Origin of the sequence: Xanthomonas sp. LMG 12462, assembly GCF_009192885.1 — a bacterium.
Taxonomy (GTDB): domain Bacteria; phylum Pseudomonadota; class Gammaproteobacteria; order Xanthomonadales; family Xanthomonadaceae; genus Xanthomonas_A; species Xanthomonas_A sontii.
Genome location: NZ_NMPP01000013.1, coordinates 37,901 through 64,880, shown reverse-complemented (window position 1 = coordinate 64,880; position 26,980 = coordinate 37,901). Strand labels below are relative to the sequence as shown.

General features: G+C 69.9%; 19 protein-coding genes and 1 pseudogene. 9 read left to right on the top strand and 11 right to left on the bottom strand.

Annotated features, from left to right (window positions below):
- Positions 1–32: 32 nt before the first annotated feature.
- A complete protein-coding gene (locus CEK69_RS04325; RefSeq protein ID WP_152244047.1) occupies positions 33–2,246 on the bottom strand; it encodes a hypothetical protein in 2,214 nt (737 codons plus the stop codon).
- 338 nt (positions 2,247–2,584) lie between these two features.
- Here CEK69_RS04325 and CEK69_RS04320 point away from each other — a divergent pair, with 338 nt between their 5' ends.
- Positions 2,585–4,105, top strand: a complete 1,521-nt coding sequence (locus CEK69_RS04320; RefSeq protein ID WP_152244045.1) for an acetyl-CoA hydrolase/transferase family protein — start codon at positions 2,585–2,587, stop codon at positions 4,103–4,105.
- 506 nt (positions 4,106–4,611) lie between these two features.
- Here CEK69_RS04320 and CEK69_RS04315 read toward each other — a convergent pair.
- The 6 genes and pseudogenes from CEK69_RS04315 to CEK69_RS04290 all read right to left on the bottom strand — a co-directional run bounded on the left by CEK69_RS04315 (position 4,612) and on the right by CEK69_RS04290 (position 12,809).
- Positions 4,612–4,926 (bottom strand): GIY-YIG nuclease family protein, encoded by a 315-nt coding sequence (locus CEK69_RS04315; RefSeq protein WP_152244043.1) that lies wholly within the window; start codon positions 4,924–4,926, stop codon positions 4,612–4,614.
- A gap of 92 nt (positions 4,927–5,018) precedes the next feature.
- A pseudogene (locus tag CEK69_RS04310) lies at positions 5,019–5,126 on the bottom strand (LysR family transcriptional regulator); the annotation flags it as partial.
- A gap of 319 nt (positions 5,127–5,445) precedes the next feature.
- Positions 5,446–6,519, bottom strand: coding sequence for a 3-deoxy-7-phosphoheptulonate synthase (locus CEK69_RS04305; RefSeq protein WP_152244041.1), 1,074 nt, complete (start codon positions 6,517–6,519; stop codon positions 5,446–5,448).
- Positions 6,520–6,969: 450 nt separating this feature from the next.
- Entirely contained in the window at positions 6,970–9,882 is a 2,913-nt protein-coding gene (locus CEK69_RS04300; protein ID WP_226975034.1) for a TonB-dependent receptor, read from the bottom strand.
- 845 nt (positions 9,883–10,727) lie between these two features.
- Positions 10,728–12,374 carry a chaperonin GroEL gene (groL, locus tag CEK69_RS04295; RefSeq protein ID WP_010340980.1) on the bottom strand — a complete coding sequence of 549 codons (1,647 nt, stop codon included), beginning with the start codon at positions 12,372–12,374 and terminating at the stop codon, positions 10,728–10,730.
- A gap of 147 nt (positions 12,375–12,521) precedes the next feature.
- Positions 12,522–12,809: a co-chaperone GroES gene (locus CEK69_RS04290; protein ID WP_010340979.1), complete on the bottom strand. Its 288-nt coding sequence runs from the start codon at positions 12,807–12,809 to the stop codon at positions 12,522–12,524.
- A gap of 280 nt (positions 12,810–13,089) precedes the next feature.
- Here CEK69_RS04290 and CEK69_RS04285 point away from each other — a divergent pair, with 280 nt between their 5' ends.
- From CEK69_RS04285 to CEK69_RS04270, 4 genes are all read left to right on the top strand, one after another.
- Positions 13,090–14,868, top strand: coding sequence for an endonuclease (locus CEK69_RS04285; protein ID WP_017907318.1), 1,779 nt, complete (start codon positions 13,090–13,092; stop codon positions 14,866–14,868).
- A gap of 127 nt (positions 14,869–14,995) precedes the next feature.
- A complete protein-coding gene (gene cutA, locus CEK69_RS04280; protein WP_017907317.1) occupies positions 14,996–15,328 on the top strand; it encodes a divalent-cation tolerance protein CutA in 333 nt (110 codons plus the stop codon).
- A 4-nt stretch (positions 15,329–15,332) separates the two neighbouring features.
- Entirely contained in the window at positions 15,333–17,630 is a 2,298-nt protein-coding gene (locus CEK69_RS04275) for a protein-disulfide reductase DsbD (RefSeq protein WP_152244037.1), read from the top strand.
- Positions 17,627–18,220 (top strand): TlpA disulfide reductase family protein, encoded by a 594-nt coding sequence (locus CEK69_RS04270; RefSeq protein WP_152244035.1) that lies wholly within the window; start codon positions 17,627–17,629, stop codon positions 18,218–18,220. The genes CEK69_RS04275 and CEK69_RS04270 overlap by 4 nt, the downstream gene beginning before the upstream one ends.
- Before the next feature lie 234 nt (positions 18,221–18,454).
- Here CEK69_RS04270 and CEK69_RS04265 read toward each other — a convergent pair whose 3' ends face one another.
- A complete protein-coding gene (locus CEK69_RS04265; protein WP_193313888.1) occupies positions 18,455–19,852 on the bottom strand; it encodes an FAD/NAD(P)-binding protein in 1,398 nt (465 codons plus the stop codon).
- A 428-nt stretch (positions 19,853–20,280) separates the two neighbouring features.
- Positions 20,281–22,236, bottom strand: a complete 1,956-nt coding sequence (locus CEK69_RS04260; RefSeq protein WP_152244031.1) for a beta-N-acetylglucosaminidase domain-containing protein — start codon at positions 22,234–22,236, stop codon at positions 20,281–20,283.
- 311 nt (positions 22,237–22,547) lie between these two features.
- On the opposite strand from CEK69_RS04260, the gene aroQ reads away from it, so the two are divergent.
- The 4 genes from aroQ to accC all read left to right on the top strand — a co-directional run bounded on the left by aroQ (position 22,548) and on the right by accC (position 25,386).
- Positions 22,548–22,994, top strand: coding sequence for a type II 3-dehydroquinate dehydratase (aroQ, locus tag CEK69_RS04255; protein ID WP_019801847.1), 447 nt, complete (start codon positions 22,548–22,550; stop codon positions 22,992–22,994).
- A gap of 92 nt (positions 22,995–23,086) precedes the next feature.
- The gene (accB, locus tag CEK69_RS04250) at positions 23,087–23,569 is read left to right on the top strand and encodes an acetyl-CoA carboxylase biotin carboxyl carrier protein (protein WP_148827977.1); all 483 of its coding nucleotides are present in this window, start codon (positions 23,087–23,089) and stop codon (positions 23,567–23,569) included.
- 17 nt (positions 23,570–23,586) lie between these two features.
- Positions 23,587–23,964 carry a four helix bundle protein gene (locus CEK69_RS04245; protein WP_026143397.1) on the top strand — a complete coding sequence of 126 codons (378 nt, stop codon included), beginning with the start codon at positions 23,587–23,589 and terminating at the stop codon, positions 23,962–23,964.
- Positions 23,965–24,018: 54 nt separating this feature from the next.
- Complete coding sequence (gene accC / locus CEK69_RS04240) at positions 24,019–25,386, top strand: acetyl-CoA carboxylase biotin carboxylase subunit (protein ID WP_017911501.1); 1,368 nt, start codon at positions 24,019–24,021, stop codon at positions 25,384–25,386.
- 239 nt (positions 25,387–25,625) lie between these two features.
- Here accC and CEK69_RS04235 read toward each other — a convergent pair whose 3' ends face one another.
- Together CEK69_RS04235 and CEK69_RS04230 are read right to left on the bottom strand one after the other, a co-directional pair.
- Positions 25,626–25,982 carry a hypothetical protein gene (locus CEK69_RS04235; protein ID WP_017911500.1) on the bottom strand — a complete coding sequence of 119 codons (357 nt, stop codon included), beginning with the start codon at positions 25,980–25,982 and terminating at the stop codon, positions 25,626–25,628.
- On the bottom strand, positions 25,979–26,905 hold the full coding sequence (locus tag CEK69_RS04230) for a hypothetical protein (RefSeq protein WP_152244029.1): 927 nt from the start codon (positions 26,903–26,905) through the stop codon (positions 25,979–25,981). The genes CEK69_RS04235 and CEK69_RS04230 overlap by 4 nt, the downstream gene beginning before the upstream one ends.
- Positions 26,906–26,980 lie beyond the last annotated feature (75 nt).

The window sequence follows — 26,980 nt, the reverse complement described above, 5'->3', positions numbered from 1 at the left end:
AGCGAAGCACGCCCAACGCGATCTCTGTCGCGCTAAGGCGATGCCGCCGGTGCCGGCGCCTCCGGCAGCCATGCCGGTTGCTTGTCGTACCACTCGCGCGCGCCGAGCAGATGCCATTGCCGTTGTTCGCCGCGCAAGGCCACGCCGACGCCGAGCACGCCCCAGCGCGCATACAGATCGCCTTGGGTGCCGGCGTCGCCGACGCGCAGGCGCGCGCGCAAGGCCACGCGTTCGTTCTCCGCCGCGACCCGATCCAGCCACAGCGCGTCCTTGCGCCAGCGCAGCTGTCCGCTGGCCTGCAGTTGTCCGGCATCGGCCAGCTTCAGCAACCACGCCGGCGCATCGCTGTGCTGCGCGAACACCGCCAGCACCGGGCCGGCGTCGCGCATCTGCATCTGCACCTGCGCATCGGCCTGCACAGGCGCCGCCGCGGCGATGCGGCCCTGCGGAATCCGTAGCGTCGCCCACCAGTCGCCCTGCCTGGGCTGGGTGCCGTAGCGCACGCCCTGCAGGCGCAGGGTGCTGCCGCTCAGATCGAAGCGCTTGTCCTGCAGCTCGGCGCGGCGCAGCAGCGCGTCCAGGTCGAGATCGCCGGCCAGTTCCAGGCCCGCGGTCTGCAGCCGCGCCCGGCGACCGAGCACGCGCAAGGTGCCCTGGCCGACCTGGCCGGACGCATCCAGCTGCAGATCGCCGCTGAGCCGGCCATCGCCGCCGAGCACACGCACCTGCGCCGCCGGCAGGTAGCGGTTGTAGGCGCGCAGGTCCGGCACGCGCGCATCGGCGAAGCGCAGCCGCGCCTGCAACGAGTCGCGCAAGGTGGCCAGCGCGCCGTCGCCCTGCAAGTCCAGTTGCAGGTTCTCGCCTTCGACGAAGCTGGCCTTGGGCGCGTCCAGCGGCGCCAGCGCGAAGCGGCGCATGCGCACGTCCAGTTGCGTGCGCGGCTGTTCGGCGCTGCCGACGATGCGGCCGACCGCCTGCGCCTTGCCGCTCAGGCGCACGCGCGTGATCTCCGCCACCGCCTGCACGTCGGGTACGTCGAGACGGCTGCCGGGCTGCAGCGCGCCCTGCCGCAATTGCAGATCGGCGGCGACGTCGCCGCCGCCATCGAGCTGGAACCACGGCTTGCGCACCAGCAGGTCGCTGATCCAGTTCAACGATTCGAAATGCCAGCGTCCCTGCACGCGGCCGGAGGTGCGCGGCAGCAACGCCGCCAGGTCGTCGAACGGCACCTGGCGCCCGGCGATGCGCAGGTCGGCATCGAGCATGCTGCGCGGATCGACCTGACCGGGCAGGCGCGCGCGGGCGCGGATGTCCTCGCCCTCCACGTCCAGCAGCAGCGTCAGCACGCCGCGATCGGTGGCGCCCACGCCGGCATGCAGCGGCACCCGCCAGTTGAGCGTGCTGCCGGGCTGCAGCGCGCCGCGCAGCAGGTGCAGATCTGCCTGCACATGGCCCAGCCCGGGTTCGGTACTGAGTTTGGTGGTGTCGCCGGCGGTATCGATGCGCAGGGCCACGCTGCGGCCGTGCATGCGCAGCGCCAGGTCGGTGATGCCCAGCTTGCGCAACCCCGGCGCCTGCGCGCGGTAGTGGCGCGGAAACGAGAAGCGCGCGTCCAGCGTGGCCTGGTCGGCGATCTGGCGCTTGCCGTAGCGCACGCTGGCGTCCTCGAACACGATCTGCGAGCGGAACAGTTCCGAGGGGCCGCCACGCAACTGCTTGAGGAAGCCGACGGTGCCGTGGCCCTTGCCCTCGATCGCAAAATCGCCGAAGCGGGCGCGGCGCAGCGTGCCGCTGTGGATCGCATCGAAGCGCAGGGTCCAGCCCTGGTCGCTGGGCGGCGGTGGCGGGATCATCTCCTCGAGGCGGTCCATCTCGCCGATCACGTTCACCGCTTCCATCCACGGCAGGCGTACTTCGCGATGCAGCAGCGGCAGCAGCGCGATGCGCGCGCTGACGCGGTCGGCACGCACCTGCCAGACATTGCGCTGCACGTGGCCGCGCATGCGCACGTTCCAGGCGGTGATGAAGCCGGGCAGCACGGTGACGGCCGGCCCGGTGTGCATGCGAAACTTCTCCGGCTTGCGGTTGGTGGCCAGGTCGAACAGCGGCGTGTTGAGGAACACGTTGCCGGCCAGCAGATACAGCAGGTAGGCGATCAGCAGGCCGCGCAGGAGCAGGCGCCAGCCGCGCGGCAGACGCCGGTAGCGAGCATGGACGGCGGTCAGTGGACGGGCGGAGAGCGGCACCGCCGCACTATCGCCGCGGTGCGGCGTGGAACGCGTGAAAGCGACGGTGGCACGTACACGGCACTGCATGCGCGCTGCGTCCTGTCATCACAAGGCAGACCCACCAGGAGAAGGGAGAAGCCAGAGCCCCTCTCCCACCGGGAGAGGGGTTGGGGTGAGGGTCCGGCGCGCGAAGCGCCGCACACATCGCACACACCGTGGCGTACATCCTCATCGCTGCGTCCGTTGCGCCGCATGCGCCGCCACGCGACAGGCGCAAAAAGTGGGGACACACCCCAACGCGGGCCTCGGCCCGATCCGCGATAATTGCCCTCCCCTTCCCACGCCATGGTCGCCGCATGTCCGCCGAACGTATCCTCCATCCCCGCCTGCGCGAACGCATCGTCAGCGCCGAGGCCGCGGCGGCGTTGATCCAGCCCGGCGAGACGGTGGCGATGAGCGGCTTCACCGGCTCCGGCTATCCCAAGGCGGTGCCGATGGCGCTGGCGCAGCGTATCGAGGCGGCGCACCTGCAGGGGCAATCGTTCAAGATCCAGCTGATGACCGGCGCCTCCACCGCGCCGGAGCTGGACGGCGCGCTGGCCAAGGCCGACGGCATCGCCCTGCGCATGCCGTTCCAGTCCGACCCGGACGCGCGCCAGCGCATCAACGCCGGCACGCTGGACTACATCGACATCCACCTCAGCCACGTCGCCCAGCACGTCTGGTTCGGCTTCTACGGGCAAATCGACACCGCGGTGGTGGAAGTGGCCGGCATCCGCGAGGACGGCAGCCTGATCCCGTCGACCTCGGTCGGCAACAACAAGACCTGGCTGGACCTGGCGAAGAAGGTGATCGTCGAGGTCAACGACTGGCAGCCGGCCGGCATCGACGGCATGCACGACGTGTACTACGGCACGGCGTTGCCGCCGCATCGCAAGCCGATCCCGCTGCTGCATGCCGACGACCGCATCGGCGAGCCGTCGCTGCGCTGCGACCCGGACAAGATCGTGGCGGTGGTGCGCACCCACGGCCCCGACCGCAACAGCCCGTTCACCCCGGCCGACGCCACCAGCCAACGCATCGCCGAGCACCTGATCGCGTTCTTCCAGCACGAGGTCGGCAAGGGCCGGCTGCCGCCCAACCTGCTGCCGCTGCAGTCCGGCGTGGGCAACATTCCCAACGCGGTGCTGGCCGGCCTGGCCAGCAGCGGCTTCCGCGACCTCAGCGCGTTCACCGAAGTGATCCAGGACGGCATGCTCGACCTGTTGCGCAGCGGCGTGTTGAAGGTCGCCTCGTGCACCGGCTTCGCGCTGAGCCCGGAGGCAAACGAGGAGTTCAAGCGCAATATCGACTTCTACCGCAAGCGCATCATCCTGCGCACGCAGGAGATCTCCAATCATCCGGAACTGGTGCGGCGGCTGGGCTGCATCGGCATGAACGGCATGATCGAGGCCGACCTGTACGGCAACGTCAATTCCACCCACGTGATGGGCAGCCGCATCATGAACGGCATCGGCGGCTCCGGCGACTTCGCGCGCAACGGCTTCCTGTCGATCTTCCTCAGCCCCAGCACGGCGAAGCACGGCAGCATCTCCTCGATCGTGCCGATGGTCAGCCACGTCGACCACACCGAGCACGACGTCTCCATCATCGTCACCGAGCACGGCCTGGCCGACCTGCGCGGCCTGCCGCCGCGGCAGCGCGCGCAGCAGTTGCTCGCGCACTGCGTGGACCCGAGCTACCGCGCGCAACTGCAGGACTATTTCGATCGCGCCCTGCACACCAGCTACGGCAAGCACACCCCGCACCTGCTGCCCGAGGCGCTGTCCTGGCACCAGCGCTGGCTGGATACAGGGACGATGCACGCGGGCGGCTGAGTCACCGATCGGCAGCGGGGCATGCAGCCCTTCCCACATTGCAGCCCTGCCATCCCGACATCTGCGCGAATGTCCGGCGCCCTTGTAGCAGCGGCTTCAGCCGCGATGCATTTTCCCGAGGTCGCGCTTGAAAGCGCTCCTACGACGGCTGTCGATGATTCTGGAGTGCCACTGAGCACTGCGGGACCGCGCGTCGGGACTGAAGTCCCTCCCACAGTGCGGTCCCGTGCCATCCCGACATCTGCGCGGGTGGTCGGCGCCCTGGTAGCAGCGGCTTCCACCCGCAACGCGTTTTCCCGAGGTCGCGCTTGAAGGCGCTCCTACGACGGCTGCCGATGATTCTGGAGTGCCGCTGAGCACTGCGGGACCCCGCGTCGGGACTGAAGTCCCTCCCACAGTGCAGCCCTCTCGCATCCAGAATCTGCGCGAATGTGCGGCATCGTCGTAGAAGCGGCTTCAGCCGCGACGGGCGTTACGGGTCACGCTTCTCGCGGCTGAAGCCACTCCTACGACACCGCTGCGGATTCGTCGGTCGCTTGCAGGTGGTCGGCGCCAGATGCGGTCTCGGGCGCGGTCAGGAACGCCAGCTTGCGGCCGCGCGGCAACTGCTTGAGCACGTACTCGGCGCGCGAGGCGGCGGCGCGGTCGGGATAGGCACGGCTTGCCAGCAGCCGCACCGGTGGGTTGGCGCGGGTGTACTTGGCACCGGCGCCGCGCAGGTGCGCCTGGAAGCGTGCCTGCAGGTCCGGGGTGATGCCGGCGTAGTAGCTGCCGTTGCGGCATTCGAGCAGGTACAGGAACCAGGGCGAGTCGGCGGCCATGCAGGCATTATCGACATGGTGGCCGGTTTCGCCAGCAGCGGCGTCCGCACATGCGCGCATGCGACTCGGGCAGCACCTATCGGTCAGACCCCGATGTCGGCCAACGCTGCGCTGGCGGCATCGGCCAGTTGTCGATCTTCGGCGGTCAGCTTGACCCCACGCGCATGGCGCTGGAACAGCGTCGCGCCGAGCAGGGCCTGGTACGTCCGGCAGGCGATCGCCGCTATGCCCCCGGCCCCTCAATGCGCGGCTTGTACATCCCATCGCGCCACTTCCACGCCGCCGCGCTGAACCGGCGACAACCGGTCTTAACGCCACGCCAACACCTTGCCAGCCGCTGCCACACACCGGCATACCGTGGTCACCGGATGGGCGGATAACGTCATCACCGGCACGCAGCCGTCGATACCGAAGCTCTCTCCCTTCGCATTCGGCGGCGCGTCCGGCCCCTCTTCAGGGCCTCCCCCGCCCCCACGCACGCAGCCGGTCAGGCTGCGTGCGTTTCTCCCACCACCGAGCTCAGGCCGCCTGCGCCACGCGCGCCTGGCGCCGTGCGCGCACCGCCTGCGCCAGCCGCTCGAGCACCTGCACCGAGGTGTCCCAGTCGATGCAGCCGTCGGTGATGCTCTGGCCGTAGACCAGCGGCTGGCCGGCGACCAGGTCCTGGCGGCCGCCGCGCAGGTGGCTCTCGACCATGGCGCCGACGATGCGGGTCTGCCCGGCCTCGAGCTGGCGCGCGATGTCCTCGATCACCTTGGGCTGGTTGTCCGGGTTCTTGCCGCTGTTGGCGTGGCTGGCGTCGACCATCAGTCGCGCCGGCAGTCCGGCCTTCTCCAGCACCTGCGCCGCCGCGGCCACGCTGTCGGCGTCGTAGTTGGGCTGGGTGCCGCCGCGCAGGATCACGTGGCAATCGGGGTTGCCGGCGGTGGCCGCCACGGCGGTCTGCCCGTCCTTGGTCACAGCCAGGAAATGGTGCGGATGCGAGGCCGCGCCGACCGCATCGACCGCGATCTTGACGTCGCCGCTGGTGCCGTTCTTGAAGCCCACCGGGCACGACAGGCCGGACGCCATCTCGCGGTGCACCTGGCTCTCGGTGGTGCGCGCGCCGATCGCGCCCCAGGCCACCAGGTCGGCGATGTACTGCGGCGAGATGATGTCGAGGAACTCCACGCCGGCCGGCAGACCCAGTCGGTTGATGTCGCGCAGCAGGCCGCGCGCCAGGCGCAGGCCCTTGTTGATGTCGAAGCTGCCGTCGAGGTTGGGGTCGTTGATCAGGCCCTTCCAGCCGACCGTGGTGCGCGGCTTCTCGAAGTACACCCGCATCACGATCTCCAGCGCATCGCCGTAGGTCTCGCGCAGCGGGCGCAGGCGCTGCGCGTACTCCATCGCCGCGACCGGGTCGTGGATCGAGCAAGGACCGATCACCACCGCCAGGCGGTCGTCGCGGCCGTGCAGGATCTCGTGCAGCGCCGCGCGCGCGGCGGCGACGGTCCGCGAGGCCTCCTCGTCGCAGGGCAGCAGCACCTGCAGTTGGGAGGGCGGGGTCAGCGGTTCGATCTTGCGGATGCGCAGATCGTCGGTGTGCGGGGCCATGTGCGTGTCTCGTCGGGGGGCTGGGTGGGGGCCAGATCCGGCGGCATGAAAAAAGCCGCCAGGTTCGCTGGCGGCTTTCGGGATTGCGGCTGAAGTGTCCTTCAGGGTGAACGCGATCCTTCCTCCGCCAGCGGCATCGGAAAACCGTAATACCAAAAGTAAAAGCTGCGGCAGGAAGCGTTCATGGGACGTAGTGATAGCACAGGGTTTGCGGCAGCGCCACAGTTGCATCAGCAACTTGTGGAGCCGGGAAAGGGGAACCGGGAATGGGGAATCGGAAAAGCGGTTCAACGCGGCGGTAGGGCCATGATGTCGCCGTCATCGCGTAGGAGCCTTTGACGCGTGGGTTCTTACGTGGCGCTGCGCGCTCCGGACCCTCACCCCAACCCCTCTCCCGGAGGGAGAGGGACTAGAGCGCATCCCGAATCCCCACTCCCAAATCCCGGCCTCTCAGAAGTCCAGCACATATTCCATCGCCACCTCGCGGCCGATCGCGTCGTACAGGGTGGTGTTGTAGAACTGGTAGCCGTAGTAGCGCTCCTTGTTGTCGTAGCCGACGGTATCGAGCACGTTGTTGATGTACAGGTTGACCTTCATCTTCGGGGCGATGCGGTAGCCGGCGGTGAGGTTCCAGTACAGCGCCGGGCCGACGCGACCGAAGTAACGCGTGGTGCTCTCGCCGAAGTGGCGGTTGCCGCTGTCGGTGACGCGGCAGGCGTCGGAGGGGCTGGGCTGGTAGCCGTCGTCGAAGCGGGTGCAGGTGCCCCAGTTCACCGCCTGGGTGGAGCCGAAGCGCTTGGCGTAGAGAGTGAGATCCAGCGGACCGCCGTTCTCCCAGTGCACGCTGCCGCGCAGCTTGCTGCGGATCTTCTGGTCGCGCAGGTTCTTGTCGTCGTCGGTGCGATAGGTCTGCTCGTGGTAGCCGATCAGATTGTTGTAATCCAGGGCGAAGCTGAAGTTGCCCCAGCGCGCGGTGTTGAGGCGGTACTTCAGCGAGGCGTCGACGCCGGACACGTGCATCTGCGCGATGTTGATCGGCCCCTGCTCGATGCCGGTGACCCGGCCGGCGGCATCCCGCGCCACGCGCGAGAGGATGCGCGCGCAGTACTCGGCGCCGCCGGGATTGACCCACACGCCGCCGGCGGTGGTCAGGCCGGTGCGGCAGCCGGCTTCGGCGCTGAGCACCTCGTCGCGATTGAGGTCCTTGATCATGTCCTGCAAGCGAATCCGGTAGTAGTCCGCGGTCAGCGACAGGCCCTCGGCGATGTCCCAGACGAAGCCGGCGGTGACCGAGCGGCCATGCTCCGATTCCAGGTCCGGGGTGCCGCGGCGATTGACCTGCATCAGGTAGAACACGTCGCTGTTCTCGGCGCTGCAGCCGCCGGTGAGGTAATAGCCCTTCTGGATGCAGCGGTACTGGTCGATCACGGTCTGCTGGGTGGAACTGGGCTCGCCGAGCACGTAGTGCATGTCCGGGGCGCGGAAACTGGTGGCGACGCTGCCGCGCAGCAGCAGCGTGCTCAGCGGTCGCCACTCCAGGCCGGCGCTCCAGGTGGTGTCGCGCTGGGTGCCGATCGCCGCGCCGAGGTCGCTGCCGTAGGCGCGGTAGTCGCCGTAGCGGTCGTGCCGCGCCGCCAGGCTGGCGTTGAGCGAGGACAGCAGCGGCACGTCGAACTCGATGCCGCCGGAGTAGCGCAGGCGCTCGCCGCCGCCGTAGTCGACCACGTCCAGCGGATAGCAGGTGTTGGCGCAGGGGTCGGGCGACAGCCGGTAGCCCTGCTTGGCCACTTCGCCGACCGCGGCGAACTTGATCGGCCCGGCCCAGCCCTGCAGCAGCTCGCCGGTGATGTTGGCGCTGGCCTGGTTGACCCAGGAATCGGCGCGGTTGTGCGCCTTCACCGCCAGGTCGTTGTACTGCGCGCCGGTCAGCGGCTGGTACCAGCGCGACTCGTCCAGATCGTAGATCGGCGTGCCGTCGGCGGTGCTGCCCAGTTGCGGGCCGAGGAAGTAGGCGGTGGCCTTCTGCGTGTCCACGGTGCGCACGTATTCGTCGACGGTGTAGCGCGCGCGGCCCACCGCCACTTCCCAGTCGAAGCGATCGGCGAGGCGGCCCTTGAGGCCGGCGCTCAGGTCCCAGGACAGTTCCCTGGTGGTGTTGGCCAGGTTCTTCCAGCCGCCGGATTCGAAGCGGGTGAGCTGGCGGATCGCGTACAGGTCGCGGTCGCTGCCGGTGTCGTGGAACGGGCCGAGGTAGACGTAGGGCGGGTCGTAGGTCCAGTAACCCAGGCTTTTGGTCGTGGACAGCGTGCTCCAGGCCTGCACGCCGTTGTCGAAGTCGAAGGTGCCGTACAGATACGCCGAGCCGCTGTCGCCGCCGCTGGCGGCCAGCCAGTCGGCGTAGTCGTGGGCCATGCCGCAGTAGCCACCGAGGTTGCGCACGGTGTCGCTGTTGTAGTCGTAGCTCAGCCGCTGCGCATCGATGAACTGGCCGCCGAAGCGTGCGCAGGTGCCGCTGGGCGGCGCCAGGCGCGTGTTGTTGCCGGCGTCGACCAGGCTCAGGCCGGTGAACGGATTGAAGCCGTACTTGCGCGCCTGCGCAGTCCAGTTGCTGTAGGACTCGTCGTCCTGGTCGTCCATCTTCGGCCGCTCGCCGACCGAGAGCGGATCGCGCCGGGTCCACTGCAGTGCGTAGGTCAAGTTCCACGTGTCGCCGCTGCGCCCGCCGACCCAGGACAGGTCGACCACGTCGCGCCCGCCGGCGGTGGCGGTGCCGCCGCGCAGGCGCACCTGGTTGCCCTCGTAGCCTTGCTTGAGGATCACGTTGATGACGCCGGCGACCGCGTCCGAACCGTAGATGGCCGACGCGCCGCCGGTGAGGATCTCGATGCGCTCCACCGCCGCGGAGGGGATGTTGGCGTAGTTGGCGAAGTTGCTCTCGCCGGCGTACGGCTGCGGATAGTCGGCGACGCGGTGGCCGTTGACCAGCAGCAGGGTGCGTCCGGGGCCAAGGTCGCGCAGGCTCACCGGCGAGGCGTTGGGCGTGTGCGAGCCGTACTTGGTGTCGGCCTCGACGCTGCCCTGCTGGTTGAGCGTGCTGAGCACGTCGTAGACGGTAAGGAAACCTTCCTGCTGGATCTGCTGCGCGCTGATCGTCAGCACCGGTTCGGCGCCCTCCACCTCCGAGCGTTTGATCCGCGAGCCGGTGACCACGACCTGACCGAGGTCGGTGGTGGCGGCGGCCTTGGGCGCGGCGGTGTCGGCGTCCTGCGCGCGCGCCTCGCTGGCGCCGTACAGCGCCAGCACGATGCCGAACGCGAGGGTGGTGGATGAGCGAAGTGGCATGCGGTGTCCCCGGCAGCGGATGGAAGCAGCGCCGTGCGAACACGACCTGCGGCGCCCTCTTCGCTGCGCCGCGCCCACGACCGTGCTGCGCATGCCGCAGGCACGCGCCACCGTGCGCCGGCCGCGACGCAAACAAAAGGACGAACATGCGGGCGTGCAGATCCCCCTGGACGCCCGTGCGTCCTAACCTGCATGGCGCTGAAAACGCTGTCAACACGCGGCTACAGCGCACTTGTAGACGATTGCACGTTGTGCGCGATTCGCCGCGCAGCGCGTCGATTCTCGCCGTATCGCCACCGCAGGCCGTGCCAGCCGCACCTCTGGCGGAGACGCTGCTGGGCAACGATGGGCTGCATGCGCATCGCGATCGCGTGCCCCTCTTCCGTTGAGAGAGGGGTTGGGGCAAGGGTCCGGCGCGCAGCGTCTCGTGGTGTTTGAGGCGCATGGAGCGAAGCCTGCACTCGCATCCGTCCGGTTGGGTCACGGCCGCCTGGCACGCCTGTGCCGCGCCTCGGTCGGGGAGATCGCACAAGCCCGGCACAGGCAGCTTCCATGACCCGCTTCGCTGCTTACCGCAGCTCGGCGAGAAACGCCGTTGTCCTCGCGGGAGCGGCTTCAGCCGCGACAGGCATTCCCGGTAGCGCCTCGTCGCGGCTGAAGCCGTTCCTGCGCATGATCCTGCGTCCTGACGGGAAGCTCGCTACAGACGCGCGCCAAGCGGATGCGCCAGCGGCGCGGCCGGCAGGTTGGTCAGCATGCGAGCGCATCGGCATGCCCCGATGTCGATGACACAAAAAAAGAGCCCCGCATCGCTGCGGGGCTCCTTTCGACTGCGTGGAACAACGGGTCGGCCGAGGCCGGCTGGATCAGAAATCCATGCCGCCCATGCCGCCCATGCCGCCGCCCATGCCGCCCGGAGCGGCCGGCTCTTCCTTCTTCGGGGCCTCGGCCACCATCGCTTCGGTGGTGATCATCAGGCCGGCGATCGAAGCGGCGTTCTGCAGCGCCGAACGGGTCACCTTGGTCGGATCCAGGATGCCGAACTCGACCATGTCGCCGAACTCGCCGTTGGCGGCGTTGTAGCCGAAGTTGCCGCTGCCTTCCTTGACCTTGTTGAGGATCACGGACGGCTCTTCGCCGGCGTTGGTGACGATCTCGCGCAGCGGCGCTTCCATCGCGCGCAGCGCGATCTGGATGCCGTGGGTCTGATCTTCATTGGCGCCCTTCAGCTCGCCGATCGCGCTCAGCGCGCGCACCAGCGCCACGCCGCCGCCCGGGACCACGCCTTCTTCCACCGCCGCACGGGTCGCGTGCAGGGCGTCTTCGACGCGCGCCTTCTTTTCCTTCATCTCGATCTCGGTCGAGGCACCGACCTTGATCACCGCCACGCCGCCGGCCAGCTTGGCCACGCGCTCCTGCAGCTTCTCGCGGTCGTAGTCCGAAGAGGTCTCTTCGATCTGCGCCTTGATCTGCTTGATGCGCGACTCGATCGCCGAGGTGTCGCCGGCGCCGTCGATGATGGTGGTGTTCTCCTTGGAGACCTGCACCTTCTTGGCGCGGCCCAGGTCCTTGATGGTCGCCTTCTCCAGCGCCAGGCCCACTTCCTCCGAGATCACGGTGCCGCCGGTCAGCACGGCCATGTCTTCCAGCATCGCCTTGCGACGGTCGCCGAAGCCCGGGGCCTTGACCGCCACGACCTTGACGATGCCGCGGATGGTGTTGACCACCAGGGTCGCCAGCGCCTCGCCTTCCACTTCCTCGGCGACGATCAGCAGCGGCTTGCCGGCCTTGGCCACGCCTTCCAGCACCGGCAGCAGGTCACGCACGTTGGAGATCTTCTTGTCGTGCAGCAGCACGAACGGGTCGTCCAGGTCGGCCTGCTGGCTCTGCTGGTTGTTGATGAAGTACGGCGACAGGTAGCCGCGGTCGAACTGCATGCCCTCGACCACGTCCAGCTCGTTCTCCAGGCCCGAGCCTTCCTCGACCGTGATCACGCCTTCCTTGCCGACCTTCTTCATCGCGTCGGCGATGATGTTGCCGATCGACTCGTCGGAGTTGGCGGAGATGGTGCCGACCTGGGCGATGGCCTTGTCGTCGGCGGTGGGCTTGCTGATCTTCTTCAGCTCGGCCACGGCGGCCACGACGGCCTTGTCGATGCCGCGCTTGAGGTCCATCGGGTTCATGCCGGCGGCGACCGCCTTGGAACCTTCGCGGATCAGCGCCTGCGCCAGCACGGTGGCGGTGGTGGTGCCGTCGCCGGCGTTGTCGGAGGTCTTGGAGGCGACTTCCTTCACCATCTGCGCGCCCATGTTCTCGAACTTGTCGGCCAGTTCGATTTCCTTGGCGACGGAGACGCCGTCCTTGGTGATGGTCGGGGCGCCGAAGCTCTTCTCGAGCACGACGTTGCGGCCCTTCGGGCCCAGGGTGGCCTTGACGGCATTGGCGAGGATGTTGACGCCGCGCACCATGCGCGAACGGGCGTCTTCACCGAAACGGATATCTTTGGCAGCCATGTTGAGTTACCTCGGGAATAGGGAATGGAGAACAGGGAATCGGCAGATCAAGAGCGGGCGGTCGGGACGGGACGGAAATCGCGGGCGACGAAGGCGCCTGACCGATTCCCGATTCACCATTCCCGATTCCCGCGATCGGCGGCGCTCTTAGCCGACGATCGCCAGAACGTCGTCTTCGCGCAGCACCTTGTACTCGACGCCTTCGGCCTTGTAGCTGGAACCGGCGTACTGGCCGTAGATGACCTTGTCGCCGACCTTCAGCGCCGGGGCGCGCACGCTGCCGTTGTCCAGCGGCTTGCCGGCGCCGACGGCCACGACTTCACCCTTGGTGGACTTTTCCTTGGCCGAATCCGGGATCACGATGCCGCCGGCGGAGATTTCGTCGGCTTCGATCGGCTTGACTACGACGCGGTCGTGAAGCGGCTTGATGCTCATTGAGTGAGACCTCTTAAGTGATTGATTGGTCTAGGAAAGGCCGGCGATGTTAGCACTCGCCCATGACGACTGCCAGCAACGCTCGCGAAAAAACCCGGTAGCGCCGGGATGCGCCTGATGTAGTGCCGCGGCCGGGGCTTTCAAGGGCGGGAGGCAAAAAATTTTTGCCAGGAACGTGCATTCGGTGGCAAGCAGTGACCGAATCCCGTCACAGTGTCACAGAGGCAGGCTAGGCTGAGCGCGGACCCATGGGGGGATCCGTCACCAAAAGGAGTTGTCGATGAAGCCATCCGCCGTTGCGCTGCCGCTGGCCTGCCTGCTCGCCCTTGCCGGGCCGGCCCAGGCCGCCGTATTCATCAATGAATTGCATTACGACGATGCCACCGCCGCCGGCGACACCGGCGAAGGCGTGGAGATCGTCGCCACCGCCGGGGAGAGCCTGAGCGGCTACCGCGTCTACCTGTACAACGGCAGCAACCCGGGGTCGGCCACGGTCTACGCCAACAGCGCGGTGCCGGCCGGCAACCTGGTCAGCTGCGGCGGGCAGGTGCGCATCGCCACCGTCAGCTACGCCAGCAACGGCATCCAGAACGGGCCCAACGACGGCCTGGCGCTGGTCGACGGCAACGGCAAGGTGGTGCAGTTCCTCAGCTACGAGGGCGCCATCACCGGCGGCGGTGGCCCCGCCGCGGGCATGACCAGCCAGAACCTGCCGGTCAGCGAGAGCAACAGCACCCCGGCCGGCACCTCGCTGCAGCTGCGCGGCAACGGCAGCGCCGCGGCCGACTTCAGCTGGAGCGACAGCGCCACCAGCACCTTCGGCGCCTGCAACAACGGCCAGACCTTCGCCGGCGGCGGCGGCAGCAACGCCGCGCCGACCGTGACCGCCACCACCCCGACCCAGGGCGCCACCGACTTCCCCGCCGCCGGCGACCTGGCGGTGACCTTCAGCGAGGCGGTGAGCCTGGCCAGCGGCGCGTTCGGCCTGAGCTGCCAGCAGTCCGGCAGCGTGGCGCTGACCTACCCCAGCAGCGGCACCCAGTTCGCGCTGTCCACCAACACCGCGCTGAAGGCCGGCGAGAGCTGCACCCTGAGCATCGTCGCCGCACGCGTGAGCGATGCCGACGGCGCGCATCCGGCGCAGGATCGCAGCGTCGCCTTCAACGTCGCCAGCGGCTCGGGCGGCGGCGGCAACGGCGCCGGCAGCTACTACTCGCGGGTCAACACCTCCAGCCCCAGCCAGCTGCGCTGCTCGCTGCACGAGACGATCAAGGGCCACACCGTCTATCCGTACAGCAGCAGCTCCGGCACCGACACCTGGGCCATCCTGGAGATCGCCGACGAGGATCCGAACAACAGCCAGCGCGTCCTCGACGCCTACCGCAACCGCAGCTATGCCAAGGGCACCGACCGTGCCGGCAGCGGCAGCGGCCTGAAGTACAACCGCGAGCACAGCTGGCCGAACTCGCTGGGCTTCGGCACCGCCACCGGCAACAAGGGCCTGCCCTACGCGCCGTACACCGACACCCACATGCTGTACCTGACCGACGCCACCTGGAACGCCGACCGCGGCAACAAGCCCTACGCCAAGTGCGACAGCAACTGCGGCGAGCGCGCCACCGAGGCCAACGCCGGCTTCGGCGGCGGCAGCGGCCGCTACCCGGGCAATTCCAACTGGGTGCGCACCCCGGACGGCAACAGCGGCACCTTCGAGGTGTGGGACCACCGCAAGGGCGACATGGCGCGTGCGGTGATGTACATGGCGATCCGCTATGAGGGTGGCGTGGATGCCAAGACCGGGCAGTCCGAGCCGGACCTGGAGCTGACCGACGACCGCAGCAAGATCGTCAAGACCTCGTCCTCGCCGGCCTACATGGGCCTGCTGTCGACCCTGATCGCGTGGAGCCAGCAGGACCCGCCGGACGACGCCGAGCGTGCCCGCAACGAGGTGATCTACAGCTTCCAGGGCAACCGCAACCCGTTCATCGACCACCCGGAGTGGGCGACCTCGTCGCTGTTCACCTCGGCCAAGCCGGCCAGTTGCCAGTTGCTCAACTGAGCCGTGGTGCCTCGCCCGCTGCGGCTGCAGCGGGCGGGGATTAGGGATTAGGGATTGGGGATGCGCGGCGGCCGGCCGCGGACCGGCGCCGCCAAAGCCCGGCCGGCATCCCTATACTGTCGGCCGCATGTCCGCGCCCGCCCTCCGCTTGCTGCTCAGCACCTGCCCCGATCCGGCCAGCGCCGCGCGGGTCGCCCAGGCGCTGGTCGACGAACGCCTGGCCGCCTGCGTCAGCCGCCTGCCCGGCGTGCAGTCCACCTATCGCTGGCAAGGCGAGGTGGAACAGGGCGAGGAGGTGCTGCTGCTGATCAAGACCGCCGCCGACCGCCTGCCCGCGTTGCGGCAGCGGCTGTGCGCGTTGCACCCCTACGAGGTCCCCGAACTGGTCGAACTCGAGGTCGCCGGCGGCCTGCCGGCCTACCTGCAGTGGGTGCATGCCGAAACCCGTGAGGAACCGTAAGCCGATGACCCTGCTGCACCGCCTCGCCGCCCTGTGCCTGCTGGCCGTGGCCGCCTTCCCCGCCCTGGCGATCAGCGAAAAGGACCTGCTGCCGGTGGACCAGGCCTTCGCGCTCAGCGCACAGGCACCCGAACGCGGCCGCATCGCGCTGCACTGGGACATCGCCAAGGGCTACTACCTGTACCGGCACCGCATCGCGGTGAAGGTGATCGGCGGCTTCAAGCCCAACCCAACCCTGCAGTTGCCGGCCGGCCACAAGAAGACCGACCTGTACTTCGGCGAGGTGGAGACCTACCGCGACGAACTGAACGCGGTGCAGAGCGGCGTCGCCGATCCCGGCACCAGCCGCGTGCAGCTGGAGGTGCGCTACCAGGGCTGTGCCGATGCCGGCGTGTGCTATCCGCCGCAGAAGCGCCTGCTCGAGGTGACCCTGCCGGCCGCCACGGCCGCCACCGATCCCGCACCGGCACTGCCCCCACCGGCCGCGACGGGCGGGCTGCCGGGCAGCGGCCCGGGCGCGGGCAACGGCGCCAAACCGCTGTTCGGTCCCGGCCCCGGCACCGCGGCGGTGCAGGGCCTGCCGCTGCCCTCGGACCAGGCGTTCCAGTTCGAAGCCATCGTCGGCGACGGCAATACCCTGCTGCTGCGTTTCACCCCGGCGCCCGGCTACTACCTGTATCGCGACCGCACCGCGCTGGCGCTGGAGGGCGCGCCCGGCATCCGCACCGGCATGCCGCGCTGGCCCAAGGGTAGCTCGCACCAGGACGAACACTTCGGCAACGTGGTGGTGTACTTCGACCAGACCGAGGTCACCGTGCCGCTGCAGCGCCAGCGCGCCGACGCCACCGCCGCGACCCTGGTGGCCACCTTCCAGGGCTGCCAGACCGACGGCATCTGCTACCCGCCGATGACCCGGCGGGTGAAGCTGGCGCTACCCAAAGGCACCGTCACCCCGGCCGACCAGGCAGAGGTCAGCCCGCTGCTGGTGACGCCGCTGGACAGCCGCCAGGCCGACGCCAACGACGCGGCCGCGGCCACGGCCGCCGATGCCCTGCCGGCGACGCCGGACGCCTCGGCGCACAACGCCGCGCGCAGCGCCGCACCGCCGCCGGCCACGCAGAACCTGCTGTGGATCCTGCTGCTGGCGCTCGGCGGCGGCCTGCTGCTGAACCTGCTGCCGTGCGTGCTGCCGATCCTGTCGCTGAAGGTGCTGGGCCTGGCGCAGAGCGGCGAGAGCCGCGGCCGCGCCCGCAGCCATGCGCTGTGGTACACGCTGGGCGTGCTCGCCTCCTTCGCCGTGGTCGGCGGCATCGCCGTGGCCGCGCGGCTGCTGTGGGGCTTCCAGTTGCAGCGCCCGGGCTTCGTCGCGGTGCTGGTGTACCTGATGTTCGTGGTCGGGCTGAGCCTGTCGGGGGTGTTCACCCTCAGCGCCAACCTCGGTGGCGTCGGCCAGTCGCTGTCCACGCGCAGCGGTCCGGTCGGCGACTTCTTCACCGGCGTGCTGGCCTGCGTGGTGTCCAGCGCCTGCATCGGCCCGTTCATGGGCCCGGCGCTGGGCTATGCGCTGACCGCGCCGGCGGCGGCGGCGATGCTGGTGTTCCTGACCCTGGGCCTGGGCCTGGCGCTGCCGTTCCTGCTGATCGGCTTCGTGCCCTCGCTGGCCAGGCGCCTGCCCAAGCCGGGCGCGTGGATGGAGACGCTCAAGCAGGTGCTGGCGTTCCCGATGTACCTGAGCGCGATCTGGCTGCTGTGGGTGCTGGGCAAGCAGCGCGGCGTGGACGCGGTGGCGCTGCTGCTGATCGGCGCCACCCTGCTGGCGCTGGGCCTGTGGTGGTTCGAGCGCGCGCGCTGGCGCGACCACAAGACCGGCATGCGCCTGGCCGCCGTGCTGCTGCTGGCCGCGCTGGTGCCGGCCTGGGGCGTGACCCGGCTGCCGCCGCCCAGCGCCAGCGTCGAGCGCAACACCGTGGCGTACTCGCCGCAGATGCTCGACCGCCTGCGCACCGACAACCGCGTGGTGTTCGTCAACATGACCGCCGACTGGTGCGTCACCTGCAAGGCCAACGAACGCAACGTGTTCGACAGCGACGCGTTCCGCGACACCATCAAGCGGGTGGACGCGGTGTACATGAAGGGCGACTGGACCAACGAGGATCCGCGTATCAGCGCCTTCCTCGCCGAGCACAAGGCAGTGGGCGTGCCGCTGTACGTGGTCTATGGCCCTGGCGCGCCGCCGACGGTACTGCCGCCGGTGCTGAGCCAGGCGGTGGTCGAGGACGCCCTGCTGCGCGCGGCGCGATGACCCCCGCCAGCGCGCGCCTGCTGGCGGTCGCCGCGGTGGCGGCGGTGCTCGGCGTGGCGGCGGCGCACTGGTGGGAACGGCGGACGCCGGCGCTGCCCCCGGCAACGTCCGCCACGGCCAGCGGCCATGCGGCCGCGCCGCCGGTCGCCGCGGCGCGCCCGGGCGATCCCGCCCCGGCGCTGCGCCTGCGCACGCTCGACGGCGGCCACCTGACGCTGGCGCAGTTCCGCGGCCGGCCGCTGCTGGTCAACGTCTGGGCGAGCTGGTGCGAGCCCTGCGTGCGCGAGATGCCGGAACTGGACCGGCTGGCCCGCGCGCAGCCGGCCGACGGCCTGCAGGTGCTGGGCATCGCCCTGGACCGTGCCGAGGACGTGCGCGCCTTCCTGCAACGGGTGCCGATCGGCTACCCGATCGCGCTGGAGACGCCCGGCCCGGCCGACGCCAGCGTGCGCCTGGGCGACACCCAGGGCCTGCTGCCGTACAGCGTGCTGATCCACGCCGACGGCCGCATCGTCAGGCAGAAGCTCGGCCCGTTCGCGCCAGGCGAAGTGGAGGGCTGGGTGGGCGGCGGCGCGCAGCCGACGCAGTAGCCGCCGAGCCAGCCGCCGATGCGCGCCCTTGTGGGAGCGACGTCCGCGTCGGCGACGCATTGCCGATAGCGCTGTCGCGACTCACCTCGCGCCTCCCAAGCGGCTTGCGGCGAGCCTGCCGGGTGCACTGTGGGAGGGACTTCAGTCCCGACGCATTGGATTATCGGGAAAGCGCGCTGCAGCGTCGTGAGAGTTGCCTCCCACGCCACGTCCACGCCGCACCGGATCAGTCCGCTAAAACGCCTGCCGCTGCCGCGCTTCGCCAACACTGCCATTCCCGGTCCGCACCTGCGCCAGCGTCGCCAGCTCCTCGGCCAGGCGCTGCGCGGCGGTACGCAGTTCCGGCACCGCGGTGATCTCCCACAGCACGCCACGCAGCAGCGGCCCGATGCAGTACAGCCCGGCGACCGGATGGCCGCTGCCGTCGCGCACCCGCAGGCGCTCGTCCACCTGCAGCCCCAGGCCCAGCGGATCGGCCTGCAGCAGGCCGGCGTCGCGCATCGTGGCGACCAGCGGATGGCTGGTGCGGGCGACGTCGGTGTCCAGCCCGGTGGCGCGGATCAGCACGTCGAAGTCCTCGGTGCGCGCGTTGCTGCTGGCGCGATCGCGGATCACCGCTTCCACCGCGGTCTCGCCGAGCCGCGCGCGCAGCAGGCGCCCGGCGCGGATGCGCAGCTGGCCCTGCGCCTGCAGTTGCGCCAGCGCGGCCGCCGCGGCCGGCGCCAGCCGATGCCGCGCCGCTTCCCAGTACGGCCGCAGATGGCGCAGGAAGCGGGCGCGCGCCGCCGGCGCCAAGCCTTGCCAGAACGGCTGCAGGTGCGGACGCAGCGCATCCACCACGCAGCGCCAGTCCTCCACCACCGTGGTCAGTTGGCGCAGGCTGCGCACCAGGCCGCGCAGGTCGTAGCTGCGCAGCGCCTGCACGACGCTGGGCGGCAGGCTCACCGGCGCGCCCGGCACCGCCAGGTGCGCCTGCGGCGCCAGGCCGCGCCGCGACAGCGCGGTGATCGGGCCGCGGTGTCCGCGCCAACGCAGGGTCAAGGCCACATCGGCCATGGTCAGGCCGGTGCCGACCAGCAACAGCCGCGCCTGCGGCGGCACCTCGTCCAGCACGCCGTCCTGCCACGGCCAACCGATGTAGCGGCGATGCACCGCCAGGCGCGGGCCGATGCCCGGCAGCGCCGCCGGCGGCAGCGCGCCGATCGCCAGCACCACCACGTCGGCGACCACGGCCTCGCCATTGGCCAGGAACAGGCGGAAGCCGTCCGGATCGCGTTCCACCGCCACCGCCTCCTCGCTCACCCGCGCCACCTCGACCGGCGACGCCGCCAGCGCGTCGTCCAGGTGCTGCTGCAGGTAGCGGCCGTACAGCAGCCGCGGCAGGAACTGCAGGCGTTGCGCGGCATCCAGCTGCAGGGCGTCGGCGAAGCCGCCCGGCTCCTGCGGATCCACGCCCAGGTCCTTGGCGCGCACGTTCAACACGTGTTCCGGCCGCGCCGCACCGTAGGCGATGCCGCGGCCGTAGGTGTCGGCCACGCCGACCAGGGTGATGTGGCGGGCGGCGCCCTGCCTGGCCAGCGTCGCGGCCAGCACGTTGCCGCAGAATCCTGCGCCGATGATCGCAATTCGCATGGCTCGCACCTTGGCCGGTCGGGCGTTCTTTGTGCCCGGGATGTCCGCCGGAGATGTAAACCCTCGGTTAATGCGTGCGCAGATCGCCATGGCAATGCGGCATCAGCACATGGGCGATGTCCATGAGTCAGGCTGCACGGCGATCGGCAAGGCCGAGCCGGAGGCCGCTGACGCCGCGGCAGACACAGAAGCGCTCGGTCCACACGTACCGACGGCGCCACCCTCGCGGCTCGCGGCTGCGGCCTCCTCGCGCGGCGTCGCCGCGGGGCCGATCAAGCTCCGCGCGTTCTCGCCGGCAACGACGCCGCCCGCCGCCTCGTGTCGGACACCGCGCGGGCCGCATCGGCAAGGTGCCGCGCCGGACCCGGCGTCCGCCGCGCAACAGGTGAGCCGTCGGCAAGGAGCGCCGTGGTGCGCCGATCCTGGCGCTAACGCGCCGGCGGACGCTGCACCAGGCCGGGGGCATCGGCGACGAAGGTGTCGAGCACGCCGTCGGCGACCTTGACCGGGCCGCCGAAGCGGGTGGCGCCGGGGATGGACGGGATCGCCGCGGCCTGCGCGGCGAGTTGCCCGGCGGTGGCGAAGGCCTGCTCGGCCGCCGGATCGCCGGCCAGCGCCTGGTTCAGCCCGTCCACGCTCAGGCGCAGCGCGCGGCCCCATAGCGCGGTCGCGTCCAGCCATGGAGCTGCCTCGGCCACGAACGCGCCGGTGGTGGTGCCGGCACGGATGCGCTGCGGTGCCGCCACCAGGTCGTCGGCGGCGCGGCCCAGCGCGGCCAGCGCCGCGCTGCGGGCAGCCGGATCGCCGTCGGCCAGCGCATCGCGTGTCGCATCGATCAACGCCTTGAGTCGCGGCGCCTGCGGCTGCCAGGGCAGATGCCCGAAGGTCGGCGCCAGGTGCTGGGTGTCGAAGAAGGTCAGCAGCGCGTCGGCGACCTGCGCATCGCCACCGGCCAGGTCGCGGGCGGCCACGCGCCAGGTGCGTTGCGCGTCGTAGCCGCGGTCGTTCCAGGCGAAGGCGAGCAGCCCGGCCACCGCCGGCCGGCTGGCCACTTCCTGGTTCATCGGGTTGGACACGATGCCGCTCAGCTCCGTCGACAGCCCGGCCTGGCGGCGGTCGTACGGCGCCAGCAGCAGGCGCCCGGCGGTCTCGGCGAAGTCGTTGACCGGGTAGTTGTCCCACAGCAGGGTCTTGCGCCCGAACGCCTTGGTCGCGTTCTTCGCATCGCTGACCGAGATCGACGCCGGGACCACATCGGTGCCGGTCCACTGCACCACCACGCGCGGATCCAGCGCCTTGCGCAGGGTCGCCTTGTACGGCGACTCGGTGACGTTGTAGTACTCGGTCGGCACCATGATCAGCGCACCGTGGCCGGCCGCGGCGATGTCCGCCTGCACCGCGTTGAGCAGTTGCGCCTGTGCAGTGGCCGCGGCCTGCTCGCCGGCCGGGCCGAACGCGGTGGCGTCGCCGGGGCAGTTCCACTTGGTGTATTCGATGTCGTCGAAGGCGATGTAGAAGCTGCGCACGCCGCGCGCGCGCAGCGCGGCGAACTTGCGCCGGATCGCCTGCAGGTCGGCCGCATCGCTGTAGCAGATCGACGGCCCCGGCGAGAGCGCGTAGACGAAGTTGATGTGCTCGCGATTGGCCACCGCGGCCAGCTTGCCCAGCGCCGCCAGCGTGGCCGCCGGGTACGGCGCGCGCCAGCGATCGCGCGCGAAGGCGTCGTCCTTCGGACTGTAGATGTAGGTGTTGGCCTTGAACCGCGCCAGGAACGCCAGGTGCGCGGCGCGCTCGGCCATGCTCCAGGGTTTGCCGTAGAAACCCTCGATCGTGCCGCGCACCGGCATCGCCGGCGCGTCGGTCACCGCCACCGAGGCGATGCGCCCGTGCGCGACCAGTTGCCGGAAGGTCTGCGCCGCGTGGTACAGGCCGGCGCCGTCGCGGCCGGCCAGCACGATCCGCGTGGCACCGCCGCTGGCCACGCTACCCAGCGCATAGCCTTCTGCGCGTTCCGGCACGTCCAGGTCGACGGCGGCCAGCGCATCGCGCACCGGCGCCGCGTCGACGGTGCCGAGCACCACCGACACCGCCTGCGGGTCGTGCGGCAGCGTGCTGGCGCGGCGGATGCGGGAAACCCCGGCCTCGCGCAACACCGCGCGCACCAGCGCGTCGGTGGCCGGGTCGGCCTTGCCGGCCTGCACCAGCACCACCGATGGCCCCAGCGGCAGCTCCGGCCCGAGCAGGCGCAGCGCGGTCGGCGTCGGGTACACCGCCGGCAGGGTGGCCGGCGCCGCCGCCAGCGCGGGCGCGGTCGCCCCGGCCAGCAGCGCGAACGCCAGGATGTGGCGGCCAAGGCCACAACGGCCAATACGCTCGGTTCGCATGCGCCTACCCTCGACTGGTATTTCAGTGATTTTGAAATGGTATATACCACTTCCGCCGGCGCGTCGACGCGCGGTGGCGATGGCGCTGCACTGTGGCCGTCCCATGCTGCAGCGACACTTGCATGGCCCGCACAAGATGCGACATAACCGCAGGCAGTGGCGCGGCCCGTTGCCCGCCCGCCATGCCTGCGCTGACGCGACGCAGACCGGCGAAAAATCAAACATTTGTTTAAAACACCCGCAACTTCGCCTAACTGGACAGCAATGCCGGCTTCGCGCAGACTGCCGCCCTTTCCGCTGCTTTGTTCCCGATGGCGCGACTGCTGCTGCTGCATGGCCCCAACCTCAACCTGCTCGGCACCCGCGAGCCGGGCGTGTACGGCCATGCCACCCTGGCGCAGATCGATGCCGCGCTGCTGGCCCAGGCCAGCGCCGCCGGTCACGCGCTGGAGAGCCTGCAGTCCAACGCCGAGCACGTGCTGGTGGACCGGGTGCAGGCCGCGCGCGGCGACGGCACCGCCTTCATCCTGATCAACCCGGCGGCCTTCACCCATACCTCGGTGGCGCTGCGCGACGCGCTGGCGGCGGTGGCGATCCCGTTCATCGAGATCCACCTGTCCAACCCGCACAGCCGCGAGCCGTTCCGCCACCACAGCTATTTCAGCGACCACGCGGTCGGTGTGGTCTGCGGCTTCGGCGCCGACAGCTACCGCTACGCGATGGACGCGGCGCTGACCCGCCTGGGAGCGGCCGCATGAGCCGCGCCCACACCCAACCGGCACCGCACACCCCCGTCTGAGTCCCCGGGCCGCGCGCCCGGTCTTTTTCAAAGTCACCTCACGAGGCCGTTATGGATCTCCGCAAAATCAAGAAACTGATCGACCTGCTGGAAGAATCGAATCTCGCCGAGATCGAGATCAAGGAAGGCGAGGAAAGCGTGCGCCTGGCGCGCACCCCCAAGGGCATGACCGCCAGCGCGCCGCAGTACGTGGCCGCCGCCCCGGCGGCCGCGCCGGCCGCGGCCGCACCGATGCCGATGAGCTCGCCCACCGAGGCCTCCACCGGCGGCAGCGCCAAGCCCGGCAACGCCCTGCCCGAGGGCCACGTGCTGCGCGCGCCGATGGTCGGCACCTTCTACACCTCCCCGGCCCCGGACAAGCCGGCCTTCGTCAGCGTCGGCCAAGCGGTCAAGGCCGGCGAGACCCTGGCGATCATCGAGGCGATGAAGATGTTCAACCCGATCGAAGCCGACGTCTCCGGCACCATCGTCGCGATCCTGGGCGAAAGCGGCCAGCCGGTGGAGTTCGACCAGCCGTTGTTTGTGATTGGCTGAGACGCCGGGAATCGGGAGTGGAGAATGGGGAATCGTCAAAGCGACCGCACGAGCGGCTCGACGTCTGGCGCGACTCCATGGATCTGGTGGAAATGATCTACCGCCTCTCCGAAACGTTTCCGGCGACGGAACGTTTCGGGCTGACGGCGCAGCTGCGCCGCGCAGCGGTCAGCATTCCCGCCAACATCGCCGAAGGCGCGGCACGCCGCTCCACTCCCGAATACCTGCGTTTTCTGTCGATCGCACGTGGCTCGCTGTCCGAGGCCAGCACGCACCTGCAGATCGCGCGCCGGCTCGACTACACCTCCGACATCGCGGCACTCGACGGATTGATCGATACGATCTTCGCCAAACTGACCGCATTGATGAATGTTCTGAGCAAGCGCGGAGATTGACGATGCACGCCGTCCTCCATTCCCGATTCTCCATTCCCAATTCCCGGCCTTCCCATGCTCGATAAAGTCGTCATCGCCAATCGCGGCGAAATCGCGCTGCGCATCCTGCGCGCGTGCCATACGCTCGGCATCCGCACGGTCGCGGTGCATTCCACCGTGGACCGCAACCTCAAGCACGTGGCCATGGCCGACGAGTCGGTGTGCATCGGCCCGGCGCCCTCGTCGGAGAGCTACCTCAACATCCCGGCGCTGATCGCCGCGGCCGAGGTCACCGATGCCCAGGCCATCCACCCCGGCTACGGCTTCCTGTCGGAGAACGCCGACTTCGCCGAGCGCGTGGAGCAGTCCGGCTTCATCTTCATCGGGCCCAAGGCCGACACCATCCGCCTGATGGGCGACAAGGTCGAGGCGATCCGCGCGATGAAGGCCGCCGGCGTGCCGTGCGTGCCCGGCTCGGGCGGCCCGCTGGGCGAGGACATCGTCGCCAACACCAAGATCGCCCGCGAGATCGGCTACCCGGTGATCATCAAGGCCGCCGGCGGCGGCGGCGGCCGCGGCATGCGCGTGGTGCATTCGGAGGCCGCGCTGAAGGCCGCCATCGAGACCACCAAGTCCGAGGCCAAGGCCGCCTTCAGCAACGACCAGGTGTACATGGAGAAGTTCCTGGAGAATCCGCGTCACGTGGAGATCCAGGTGCTGGCCGACGGCCAGGGCGGGGCCATCCACCTGGGCGAGCGCGACTGCTCGATGCAGCGCCGCCACCAGAAGGTGGTGGAGGAAGCGCCGGCGCCGGGCATCACCGAGGAACTGCGCAACGAGATCGGCAAGGTCTGCGTGGACGCCTGCATCCGCATCGGCTACCGCGGCGCCGGCACCTTCGAGTTCCTGTTCGAGAACGGGCGCTTCTACTTCATCGAAATGAACACGCGCATCCAGGTGGAGCACCCGGTCACCGAGCGCATCACCGGCATCGACCTGGTCTGCGAGCAGCTGCGCATCGCCGCCGGGCACAAGCTCAGCATCAAGCAGAAGGACATCGTCCTGCGCGGCCATGCGATCGAGTGCCGCATCAACGCCGAGGACCCGGAAACCTTCATGCCCAACCCGGGCCTGATCACCGGCTTCCACCCGCCCGGCGGCCCCGGCGTGCGCGTGGACACGCACATCTACAGCGGCTACAAGGTGCCGCCGAACTACGACTCGATGATCGGCAAGCTGATCGTGCACGGCCCCGACCGCGAGACCGCGATCGCGCGCATGCGCGTGGCGCTGAGCGAGATGGTGGTGGACGGCATCAAGACCAACATCCCGCTGCAGCAGCGGATCATGCGCGACAAGGGCTTCCAGGCCGGCGGCCAGAACATCCACTACCTGGAAAAGCGTCTGGCCGAGCGCAAGAACAAGTCGATCGCGTTGGTTTGACAGCCGGGAATGGAGAAACGGGAATCGGGAATCGGCAGTGCCGGCTCCCGAGTTTCGGCGGTGAAGGCCGCGACCTCGCCGCAGGATCGGGACGGAACGAATAGGTCCCGGGAGCGAATGGCTTCGATGCAGCGCGTCGGCGCTCGTCGCCGACATCGTTGCGACAACCACCGCGCAGTGCAATGAGGGGGCCGGGAACCCGCTCTTGCGATTCCCCATTCCCGACTCCCCATTCCCGGCTACTTCCCCTGCTGCGTCCCCGCCACCGGCTCCACGCCCAGGCTCGAGGTCGGGCTGACGATCATCACCGTCTCGGTGGAGCCGTCCGGCCAGACGATCTGGAAGGTGCTGCCCGGGGCCAGGGTGGAGAACGGCATGCCGCTGTTGGCGCGGTAGATCGCCGCCACCTGCGCGGCGCCGGCGCGGCGCACGTCCGGCGCGGCGTGCGCGGTGGTCAGTTCGACCTTGGACAGGCCGCGGTAGCGCTGCTCGGCGGTGTCGATCAGCAACAGGCCCGCCGCCGCCGCCGAATAGGCGACGAAGGCCAGGACCCAGAACCAGAATTTGGCGCCGTGCAGCCATCGCCGGTAATTCATGAGCCTGCTCCCTTGCTGTCCACCAGTCGATTGACCATGTCGTTCATCGTGTCCGTGCCTTGCCGCGGCACCGCGGCGTCATAAACAAAACTGCTGAAGTCCTGGGTGGGGTCGCGCGAGCAGATCCCGCCGTTGGCGCAATAGCGGGTCATCAACTCGCTGTCCGGGCCGCAATCCAATCCCAGCCTGCAGGCGGCCAACTGCCAGGCCAATTCGGAAAACTGGGTGCCGGCCACGCTGCCGCCCAGGCTGTCGTCGCCGCTGGCGGCCAGGCCCATCGCCGGCGACAGCGCCACGTAGGCATCGGGATCGCCGGAGGCGCGCACCCGCGCGACCAGGTCGCGCTTGTACTCGGCGCCGGCATGCAACGGCTGGCCCAGCGCCAGCAGCGCCGCTTCGGCGGCCAGGTTGCCGCCGCGCGCGGCCTGCACGCGCTGGGCCACGATGGCCTGGCGGGTCAGGCCGTCGCCGGGCGCGAAGCCGGCGCAGCGGCGGCCGACGCGAGCGCGCGCCTGCACCATCTGCGCCGAGGTCGGCAGGCGCGCGTCGGCGATCGCGCGGGTATCGGCGCCGTAGCCGACCGGGTCCATCGCATAGCCGGCGCAGTAGTCGTAGATGCGGCTGAGCCGCCAGGACGCCTCGGGGTCGCCGTGCGCGGCGGCGATCGACAGTTGCTGCGCGGCGCGGTAGAGGTCGGCGCCGCGTTCGCCTTCGTTCTTCTCCCGCACGCGCGCAGGCGTCGACGCCTGGCGCGGCGCCGTGGCCGGCGCGGCCGCAGGGTGGGCGTCGGCCGCCACCGCACTCGCCGGCGCGGGCGCCGCCGCCGGTGCAGCCGGCAGCGACAGCACGCGATAGGCGACCACGCCCAGCAACAGCGCGGCGGGCGCCAGCAACAGCCAGGTTGGACGGGACACGACGGGCATGCGCGAAAGAGCCGGACCACGGGCAGAAGCGCAGCCGGACCCCCTGTCGCCCGGCCGCTGCGAGCCGGCAGTCTA